This is a genomic window from Bacillota bacterium (assembly GCA_029961055.1).
Lineage (GTDB): Bacteria > Bacillota > Sulfobacillia > JAIMAT01 > JAIMAT01 > JAIMAT01.
The window spans coordinates 1-9,323 of record JASBVM010000040.1 but is presented as its reverse complement, the minus strand read 5'-3'; the positions used below and the strand labels follow the sequence as shown (position 1 = coordinate 9,323).

The 9,323-nt window shown below is 71.3% G+C and carries 9 protein-coding genes and 1 pseudogene; 4 read left to right on the top strand and 6 right to left on the bottom strand.

Translation table 11 applies throughout. From position 1 onward, the window contains the following. Nucleotides 1-121: 121 nt before the first annotated feature. The 5 genes from QJR14_09230 to QJR14_09210 form a co-directional block, all read right to left on the bottom strand. A complete protein-coding gene (locus QJR14_09230; protein MDI3317781.1) occupies nt 122-1,267 on the bottom strand; it encodes a CapA family protein in 1,146 nt (381 codons plus the stop codon). Between the two features lie 74 nt (nt 1,268-1,341). Further along, nucleotides 1,342-2,253, bottom strand: a complete 912-nt coding sequence (locus tag QJR14_09225) for an ABC transporter permease (GenBank protein MDI3317780.1) — start codon at nt 2,251-2,253, stop codon at nt 1,342-1,344. Nucleotides 2,254-2,291: 38 nt separating this feature from the next. After that, entirely contained in the window at nt 2,292-3,236 is a 945-nt protein-coding gene (locus QJR14_09220) for an ABC transporter permease (protein MDI3317779.1), read from the bottom strand. A gap of 83 nt (nt 3,237-3,319) precedes the next feature. After that, nucleotides 3,320-4,969 (bottom strand): ABC transporter substrate-binding protein, encoded by a 1,650-nt coding sequence (locus tag QJR14_09215; protein ID MDI3317778.1) that lies wholly within the window; start codon nt 4,967-4,969, stop codon nt 3,320-3,322. Between the two features lie 200 nt (nt 4,970-5,169). Then, a complete protein-coding gene (locus QJR14_09210) occupies nt 5,170-6,405 on the bottom strand; it encodes a membrane dipeptidase (protein MDI3317777.1) in 1,236 nt (411 codons plus the stop codon). A 174-nt stretch (nt 6,406-6,579) separates the two neighbouring features. Between QJR14_09210 and QJR14_09205 the strand changes: the two genes are divergently transcribed. The 4 genes and pseudogenes from QJR14_09205 to QJR14_09190 all read left to right on the top strand — a co-directional run bounded on the left by QJR14_09205 (nt 6,580) and on the right by QJR14_09190 (nt 8,462). Further along, nucleotides 6,580-7,182 carry a GNAT family N-acetyltransferase gene (locus QJR14_09205; protein MDI3317776.1) on the top strand — a complete coding sequence of 201 codons (603 nt, stop codon included), beginning with the start codon at nt 6,580-6,582 and terminating at the stop codon, nt 7,180-7,182. A 149-nt stretch (nt 7,183-7,331) separates the two neighbouring features. Next, complete coding sequence (locus QJR14_09200; GenBank protein ID MDI3317775.1) at nt 7,332-7,805, top strand: helix-turn-helix domain-containing protein; 474 nt, start codon at nt 7,332-7,334, stop codon at nt 7,803-7,805. Nucleotides 7,806-7,809: 4 nt separating this feature from the next. After that, the gene (locus QJR14_09195; protein ID MDI3317774.1) at nt 7,810-8,046 is read left to right on the top strand and encodes a hypothetical protein; all 237 of its coding nucleotides are present in this window, start codon (nt 7,810-7,812) and stop codon (nt 8,044-8,046) included. Nucleotides 8,047-8,114: 68 nt separating this feature from the next. Beyond that, a pseudogene (locus QJR14_09190) lies at nt 8,115-8,462 on the top strand (transposase). A 231-nt stretch (nt 8,463-8,693) separates the two neighbouring features. Here the strand turns inward: QJR14_09190 and QJR14_09185 are convergent. Then, nucleotides 8,694-9,323, bottom strand: a 630-nt coding sequence (locus QJR14_09185) for a hypothetical protein (protein ID MDI3317773.1), incomplete at its 5' end; no start/stop codon positions are given.

Genomic DNA, 9,323 nt, shown 5'->3' with positions numbered 1-9,323 from the left:
CCGGGACGGGGCACGGGGACGTCTTCCTCGACGCGCAGGACCTCGGGGCCCCCGTGGGCGCGGATCACCACCGCCCGCATCACCTCGGGCAGACCGCGCGGGATCGGATCGGCGTCCGGGCTCATGCCGCTCCCTCCCACTCGAGCCCGCCTTCCTGCACGCGCACGCGGGCGCCCATCCGCCGCGAGAACGCCTCCAGCCGGCGGGCGATCGGCTCCGCCGTCTCCGCCGCCAGGGGCAAGGCCTCGCCGCGGTCGTTCAGCCGCGCCGGCTCCAGGCGGAGCCGCCGGATGCCGAGGCGTCCGCCCGGCGACGGCACCAGCTCGATCCGGGCGAGGCAGCTCTCCCGGTTCTCCGGAAGGAGGACCGGCTCGTAGGCCGGGCCCTCCCGGTCTCCCCCTCCCTCCCGGCCCGCCAGCTCCGACTCCATGCCCCCGGGCAGGTACTCCGGATGAAAGAGGAAGTTCCCGAGGCTGTAGAGCACCGGCACCCCCGCCGCCTCCCCCAGCCCGTAGGGCGCGTGCGGGTGGTGCCCGAGGATCAGATCCGCCCCGGCCGCCGCCGCCCGCGCCGCGACCTCCCGCTGGTACTCCGCCACGGGCCCCTGGAAGGCCGAGCTCCACTGCGGCGGCACGCCCCAGTGGACGGAGAGGAGGACGAAGTCGGCCGCCCGCCGGGCGCCGGCCAGCGCCTCGGCCAGCCGTTCGAGGTCGGCCTCCACCGCTTCCGTGTGCACCCAGGGCGGGGTGCCCGGCTGCTCGTCGAGCAGGCGCGCGTCCACCTCCCAGCGGGTGCGCACCCGGATGCCGGCGATCCCCGGCCGGCCGGGACCGGCCTGGAAGCCCGGCGGCACGGTGCAGGCCCACGACAGGAAGGCCAGCCTGTACCCGCGCACGGTCAGCCACGCGGGCTCCGTCGCCTCGCCCCAGTCCGTCCCCGCCCCGCTGAAGCGGATGCCCTGGGCGGAGAGCCGGGAGCGCGTGCTTCGCAGCGCCCCCGCTCCCCAGTCCATGATGTGGTTGTTGGCCAGCGAGACGGCGTCCACGCCCAGCTCCGCCAGCCATTCCGCCGCCTCCTCCGGCAGGCGCAGCCGGATGAGCTTCTCCGCCGGCAAGAGCTCCGTCCCCGTCTCGACGATGGGCCCCTCCAGGTTCGCCAGCCGCACGTCCGCCGCCTGCCAGGCCTCGGACCGGACGTCCGGCGACGGCCGGACGAGCGGCGCCACGTCGCCCACGGCCGCCAGCGTGACCGGCTCCCCCACCCCCATGGCCCTCACTCCCCCTTCTCTCCCGTTCCCCGGCCTGCCCGCGCCCGCGCGCCTCTACGCGCGTCCGCGCGCCTCTACCCGCGCGCGCGGGGATCCAGCGCGTCCCGCAACCCGTTGCCCAGGAAGTTGTAGGCGAGCACCACCAGCGTCACCGCCAGGCCGGGATAGACGGCCAGGCTGGGCGCCGTCCAGACGTACTGCTGCGCGTTCTGCAGCATGTTGCCCCAGCTGGCCCTGGGAAGCTGGATCCCCAGTCCCAGGTAGCTGAGCGCGCTCTCCGTCAGGATCGACCAGGCGATCCCCAGCGTCGCGGAGACGATCAGCGAGGGAACCACCTGCGGGAGGAGGTGGCGCGCCAGGATGCGCATCTCCGATGCGCCGACCGCCCTTGCCGCCTCGACGAACTCCCGCTCCTTCCAGCGCAGGGTCTCGCCGTAGATCACCCGCGCCACCTGCATCCAGCTCGACGCCCCGATGACCAGCGCGACCATGAGCGGGGTCCGGCCCAGCACGGTCAGGGCGACGAGCGCGAAGAAGAAGTTGGGGATGGCCATCATCGCGTCCGTCAGGCGCATCAGGACCGTCTCGAGCCGGCCGCCGAAGAAGGCGGCGACCATGCCCGCGACCAGTCCCACGAGCACCGCGAACAGCACGGCCAGCAGGCCGACCGCCAGCGTGACCTGCCCCCCGTGCAGCAGGCGGCTCAGCTCGTCCCGCCCCAGCTCGTCCGTGCCCAGGGGATGCGCCAGGCTGGAGCCGGCCAGCGTGTGCAGGGGGTCGGTCGCATTGGGGTCGGCGCGGTAGACGAGCGGGCCGGCGAAGACCACGAGGTGGGCCGCCACCAGGAAGATCAGCGACGCGCAGGCGAGGCGCTGGCGTCGGAACCGGTGCAGGAACCCCCGCCTCTTCGCCCGGGCTTCCTCGCCCTGCGCGCCCAGCGGCTCGCCGGGCGCCGCCACCCCTTCTTGCGCGGCATGACTGGACACGGCGCTTCCTCCTCGCTCCGCCGGACCGCGGCTCGCGCTCACACGAGCCGGATCCGCGGATCCACCCACGAATGGACCACGTCCACCAGCAGGTTGACCGCCACCACGACGGCCGTGACGACGACGGTGATCCCCATCACCAGGAAGTAGTCGCGCTGCGACGCGGCCTGCACGGCCAGCGAACCCATCCCCGGCCAGCCGAAGACGCTCTCGGTGATGATCGCGCCGCCCAGGAGCCGCGGCACCAGGACGCCCACCATGGAGACGACCGGGACCAGCGCGTTCCGCAGCGCGTGGACGTAGACGATGCTCAGCTCCGGCAGGCCCTTCGCCCGCGCCGTGCGGATGAAGTCCTGCCCGATCACCTCCAGCATGGACGAGCGCGTGAAGCCCACCACGGACGGCAGGGTGGTGGTGGAGAGCACGATCACCGGCATGACCAGGTGCGCCAGCCGGTCCCCCAGCCCCCCTCCCCCGTCCGAGGAAGCGCCCGAGGCGGGCAGGAGCGACCACTCCACCGAGAAGAGCAGGATCAGCATGATCCCGAGCCAGAAGGCGGGCACGCTCAAGCCCAGGGCGCTGGCGAAGCTGATGCCGTGATCCGCCGGCCGGTTCCGCCGCAGCGCCGCCACGGCGCCCAGCGCGACGCCCAGGATGCAGGAGAGCGCCAGCGTCACCGCGCTGAGCAGCAGCGTGTTCGCGAACCGCTGCTCGATCAGCCGCGCCACCGGCTGGCCCGTCGAGAGGGAGGTGCCGAGGTCCCCGCGCACCAGGCCGGAGAGCCAGGCCGCGTAGCGCACCACCACGGGCTGGTCGAGCCCGTAGCGGGCGATGACGGCGCGCCGCTCCCGGGCCGTCATGTCCATGCGCATGGCGGCCGCCGGGCCGCCCGGCGCCAGGTTGACCAGGAAGAACGTGATCGCCGTCACGACCAGGAGCACCACCAGGCTCTGCCCCACCCGGCGGACGAGGAAGCGCGCCATCACCCATCACCCTCGCATCGCGCTGGCCGCCGCGTTGCCGCGTCGCCGCGCCGGCGCCGCGGCGACGCGCGGCCGCACCTCCGCTACCTGGAAAGCCACCACTCGTTCACGTAGTCCATCGCGTCCCGCAGCCCCAGGTCGGGGACGCCGTGCAGCCTGACGCTGCGAACCTGAACTTCCTGCGGGTACCAGAGGAAAACGTACGGAAGCGTCTCGGCCATGTACGCCTGGAGCTGCCGGTAGACCTCCACCCGGCTCTGCGGGTCCGTGGTCTGCTCGCCCCGGATCAGCAGCTGGTCGAGCTTGGGATCCTTGTAGCCGGGGATGTTGTTGCCGGTCTTGGCGGCGCTGGAGATGAAGAACGGAAGCACGTCGGGATCCGCGGGATAGACCCACCAGTTGATGGTGGCGTCGTAGTTCCGCTGCACGACGTCCTTCTGGATGAAGGCGTTCCACTCCATCGAGTTGAGCTGCGCGTCGATCCCGACCTTCCGCAGGTACTGCTGCACCAGCTGGCTGACGGGCTGGACGTCGCCCTTCAGGCCCACGTCGAGGGTGAACCGGAAGGGCTTGCCGTCCTTGACCAGGATGCCGTCGGCGCCGGTCTCCTTCCAGCCGGCCTCGGCCAGGAGCTGCCTGGCCTTCGCCGGATCATAGGGGTAGAGCGACGCCAGGCCGGGGTCGTAGTAGGCCTTCAGCGCCGGCGAGATGGGCGCGTTGGCCACCTGCGCGTAGCCGCGCTCCACCGCCTGGATGACGGCCGGGCGGTCGATGGCGTAGAGCATCGCCTGCCGCACCCGCACGTCCCGGAAGAGCGGGTTCTCCTGGTTCAGCGCGAGCCAGTAGAACTGGACCTGGGTCTCGGGCCGGACGACCAGGTTCCTCGCCGCCTTGATGCGGTCCACCGACGCCTTGTCGTCCAGCGTGAAGATGCCGATCTCGCCGCTCAGGGCCTGCGCGATCTGGGCGTTGGCGTCGGGCAGGACCTTGAAGACCAGCCGGTCCAGATGCGGCGCGCCGCCGAAGTAGTCGGGGTTCCGCACCAGCACGACGTCCTGGCCCGGCGTGAAGCTCTGGAGCTTGAAGGGGCCGGTCCCCACCGGGTGTTCCTTGTTGAACGACGTCAGCGACCAGGGATCCTTCCCCGCGAAGATGTGCCTGGGGAGGATGCCCGCGTTGTACGCCAGGTAGGCGGGCAGCGCCGCGAAGGGCCGCTTCAGGTGGAAGACCACGGTCGTCGGGTCGACCGCGGTGACCTCCTGGACCGCCTTGAAGTACGAGGCGCCGTTGGCGGCCAGCTTGGGGTTGAGCACGATCTGGTTGAAGGTGTACGCGACGTCGTCGGCCGTGAACGGTTGCCCGTCGTGCCACTTGACCCCCGAGCGCAGGTGGAAGGTCCAGCTGAGCCCGTCCTTCGCCGGCTCCCAGGAAGTGGCGAGATCCGGCGCCGGCGAGAGATCCTTCCCCGGCTTCGTCAGGCCGTCGAAGAGGACCCGGTTGACGAAGACGGACTCCACGTACGCGTTGGGGTGCCACGGGTTGAACGTCGGGTCGGCGACGATGGGGATGGTCACCGTCCCGCCGTTCTGCGGGGCGCCCGGGGCGCTCCCGCCCCCCTGCCCCGCGTTGCCCTGGGCGCCGCCGCCACCCGAGCCGCCGCCCGGGCCGCCGCATGCGCCCAGGACCAGCACGAGGGCCAGGGCCACGGGGACGACCCGCATCCACCGGTTCAAGCCCCGGCTCACCTTCTTTCCTCGCGCGATCGCTCGCAAGTCTTGCATCCCCTCTCGGCCTCCTCCCCCCGGCCAACCCCGCTGCGGGGGCTGGCCGCCTGACCTCCCGCGCCCGGGCGGAACCGCCGGCGGCTCCCGCTGCTCCGCTCCGTGGCTCCTCCGCTCCTCCGCTCCGCCCCGCCGCTGCTCCGCCGCGCCGTTCAACGAGCCCAGGTCTCCTCGAAGACGCGCAGCACGTTCCGCCCGATCACCTTCGCGATCTCCTCGTCCGAATAGCCGTGGCTGACCAGCCAGCGCGTGATGTTGGGGAAGCACTCCGCGGGGTTCTCCAGCCCCCGGACGTAGGCGACTTCCTGGAAGGACTCGCCCGAGTGCGTCTGATCGATGGACAGCTGGTTGGCGAACGCATGGTGGAGGCCGACGTGGTCGCCGAAGAGCGTGTCCGGACCGAAGGCCACGTGGTCGATTCCGACCAGGTTGGCGATGTACTCGAAATGCTCCATGACGGAGTCGATGGAATGCTCGCGGTGGTTCCGCGTCAGGGTCGTGTGGGGCGCGGCCTCGATCCCGATCACGCCGCCCTTCTCCGCGCAGGCTTTGAGCACCTCGTCGGGCTTCATCCGGTTGGTGTTCCAGAGCGCCCGGGCGCCGACGTGGCTGATCAGCACCGGCTTCTCGCTGGCCTCGATGACGTCCAGCGCCGTCCGGTCGCCGCAGTGGGCCACGTCGATGGTCATCCCGAGCCGGTTCATGCGCCGCACGACCTGGCGGCCGAAGGCCGTGAGCCCTCCGTCCCGCGCCTCGCGGAGCCCGGAACCCAGCGCGTTGGATTCCGAGTAGGTGATGCCCATGGCGCGGATGCCCAGGCCGTAGAGCACGTCGACGCGGTCGACCTCGTTCTCGATCGCCGTGGCCGCCTCCAGCGAAGGGACCAGGGCGATCCGCCCCTCCGGCCGCGCGCGGTAGAGGTCCGCCACCGTCTGCGCGACGAAGACCATGCCCTGGTGGGCGATGTCGCTGAAGCGCATGCCGATGTCGTGGAGGATGTCCGTCCACTTCCATCCGGCGCGCGACGTGATGACCGCGGTGCCGTCCATGAAGTTCTCGACGAGCACGTCGATCCCGGAGACGCTCAGCCCCTCGTAGCCGGTCCAGTCCCGGCCGTGCCTCCGGTACTCGAAGATCTCCGTCACGTCCTCCGGCACGAGGAAGGCGTGGTCGTGCGCGGAGACGACGGTGTTCTCCTCCAGCAGGCGCTGCACCCGGCGCTCCTGCTCCTCCGTCACCGGCACCTCGTAGGTGGGGACCCGCCCGATCTCCTTCGCAAGCCTGAACGCGCGATAGTCGACACCGGGCTCCAGATACTGGAAGGACCTGTAGCCGGAGTACCGTTTTTGCTTCAACCCGCTCCCCCCTGTGTCGATGTTGGTTCGCATATCGGACCTGGAGTCCGATTTAGGGCACACGGTTCGACGGCGTGCGAGGATCTCCTGCTGAACGGATCCCGGGCAGAAATCCCGTGGAGGAATCGCGGGGCGGAGCGGCGCAATCCCAGTCGGGCGCCGAGCGCGCCCCTCCCATCCCCCGAGGAAGCGGGGCATCTCGCCACGGTGACGGTACGGCTCCGACCTGCCACGCCGGAGGACGCCGACGGGTTCGCGCCACTGCTGCTCCTCTCCGCGGAGGAGTTCCTGCCCGCCGTCTTCGGCCCGTCCACGGCTCCGCTCCTGACCCGGCTCTTCCGCGAGGCCGGCAACCTCTTCAGCTTCCGCCACGTCCGCTTCGCCGAGGCCGGCGGCCGCCTCCTGGGCCTGACCCTGGCCTACTCCGCCGACGAGGAGCGGCGCGAGCGGCTGCGCACCGGCTGGCTCCTGATGCTTGGCCTGGGCGGGGGCTTCCTGGCGCGGCTGGGGCCGCTCCTGAGCGCGCAGGGCCTGGTGGCCGCCGTCCGCCCGGGCGAACACTACCTGAGCAACATCGCCGTCTCGCCTGCGGCGCGCGGGCAGGGGGTGGGGAGCCTCCTCCTCGCCGCCCTGGAGCAGGAAGCCCGCGCCGCGGGCAGCCGGGCGCTGGTCCTGGACGTGGAGACGGCGAACCATGGGGCCATCCGCCTCTACCGGCGTCACGGCTTCGTCGTGGAACGGACGACGGCCCCCCGCCGGCTCGGCCCGCAGAGCTTCCGGTTCCACCGCATGCGCAAGGAGCTCAGGTAGGGCGGCGCGCGCCGGGGAGGCCCGGGAGGCGTGGCCACCAGGCGGCCGTCGAGCGCCCCCTGCTGCAGGAGCAGCCCGGTCAGCGATGCCTGTCCCGGGCGGTTTCGTTTGTTGCGGTTACGCTATACTGGGCGTAGGAGGTGCACCCGATGACCGTCCATGTCGCCCGCTTCGGGCCCGTGATCCCAGGCGACAAGGAAGTCGACGAGATCCGCGCGATCCACGACGCGCTGTCGCCCTCCAGGGCTGAGGCGGGGGTGCGCTACTACCTGGCGGATTCAACCGGTCGCCGGGTGGAGATCCCTCCGTCGATCTTCCGCGTCCTTGTCCAAGCGGCGGAGGATATGGCCCGCGGCCGGTCCGTGGCCATCCTCCACTACGACGAGGAGCTGACGACGCAGCAGGCGGCCGAACTGCTCGGAGTCTCGCGCCCATACCTGATCCGCCTGCTGGAAGATGGCAAGATACGGTACCACATGACCGGCACCCATCGCCGGATCTACATGCGTGACCTTCTCGAGTACAAGGAGCGCCGGGACCGCCGGCGCCATGAGGCACTGATGGAGGTCCGCAGGGTCTCGGAATCGCTCGGGCTCTACGATGACGAAGAGGCGGGCTCATAGGGCCATGCCCTTCGTCGCGTTCCTCGACGCAAACGTGCTCTACCCGGCTGTCCTGCGTGATGTGCTCCTGAGCCTGGCCGAGGCAGGGGTCTGCCAGATCCGCTGGAGCCCGGATGTGCTGGACGAGATGGAACGCCATGTAGCGGCACGGGCCAAGGCCCCCAAGCCGTCCGTCGCCCAGGCTGGTCGCAGGGGCTGCGGGACCTGCGGGATCGGGGGAGGAACGCGCCGCGGCTGGTGATCGGGGACGGGCATCTGGGGATCTGGGGCGCGCTGGGCCACGTCTGACCGGAAGCCGACAAGAAGCGCAAGGCGTTCGAGGTCTGGTGCCAGCGACACGGGTACGCGAAGGCGGCGGAGCGTTTGGCCCGGGACTGGGAGCGGATGGTGACCTTCTACCGCTATCCCAAGGAGCACTGGGTGCACCTGCGGACGACGAACGTGGTGGAGTCGCCGTTCGCGGCGCTGCGGCTGCGGACGGACGCCGCCAAGCGGTTCAAACGGGTGGAGCGGGCGACGGCGGTCGTCTGGAAGATGCGGATGGTGGCCCAGAAGCGCTTCCGCCGGCTGAACGCGCCGGAGCTCCTGGCCAAGGTCTACGCCGGAGTGCGGTACGAGGACGGCATCGAGGTCACCCGGGAGGAGGCCGCCGCCTGAGAGCTTTTCCACACCAATTGACGGAACCTCCTCTCGGACCAGGCATCCCCGCTTCGCCCGCTTCGGTGGTCAGGCGGCGAACCCGCGGGGTGCAAACGGAGAGGCCGCATTACGTTTGATGGGTGAAGACGAGAGCCCTCTGCGTGGCGCTCGAGCGCTGCCCGCACCCTGCCGGTCCGGCCTTGAGTACACGTTCCTCACTACTTTCGCCCGCCTTTCCGTGGTCACCGCTCATGCGCCCCTTGCGCCGCGGCGTGACTGACCGCTCGGCTTTCCGCTTCGCTCGAGGAGCGCCAGAGTCCGCCTCGCGTCCAGGACGTGCCCCGCTTCCGCGAGGTAGACCGCCAAGTCTCTCAGGATCTCCGGTAGGAGATCCTGCTCGTCCGACCAGTGCGCGACGCGAAGCGCCCGGCGCCCTGCCTCCACGGCTTCCCCGCACCGGCCCTGCCGACGGAGCGCGGCGGCGAGCCCGGACCACGCCGCCGCCCTCTCACGGCCCGTCGACGCGCACCCGACGGCCGTGCGAAAGGCCGCCTCCGCCTGCGACGCCATGCCCACGTCCGCAAAGGCGCGGCCGATGTCGAGCCACAGCTCCGCGCCGCCCTCTTCCGCGTTCCGGGCCCGCTCGAGCGCCACCGCAAAGAGCGAGCGCGCCTTCCCGAGATCGGAACGCCGCCAAGCGAGCTCCGCCATCAGCAGCTCCGCGCGCACGGAGAGTTTCCGGAGCCCGTGCCGCCGCGCGAGCCTCACCTGCTCCCGCGCGAGCCGTTCCGCTTCCTCTAGATCGCCCCAGCGCGCCTCGGCCTCCGCCCAGCGGAGCCCCACTTCGACGGCTCCGGCTACACCCTGCCGGAACCAGGC

Coding starts and splice junctions, on each gene's coding strand:
- QJR14_09200 (MDI3317775.1), top strand. CDS start 7,332: ATGACCGTCCATGTCGCCCGCTTCGGGCCCGTGATCCCAGGCGACAAG.
- QJR14_09195 (MDI3317774.1), top strand. CDS start 7,810: ATGCCCTTCGTCGCGTTCCTCGACGCAAACGTGCTCTACCCGGCTGTC.
- QJR14_09230 (MDI3317781.1), bottom strand. CDS start 1,267: ATGGGGGTGGGGGAGCCGGTCACGCTGGCGGCCGTGGGCGACGTGGCG.
- QJR14_09220 (MDI3317779.1), bottom strand. CDS start 3,236: ATGGCGCGCTTCCTCGTCCGCCGGGTGGGGCAGAGCCTGGTGGTGCTC.
- QJR14_09210 (MDI3317777.1), bottom strand. CDS start 6,405: ATGCGAACCAACATCGACACAGGGGGGAGCGGGTTGAAGCAAAAACGG.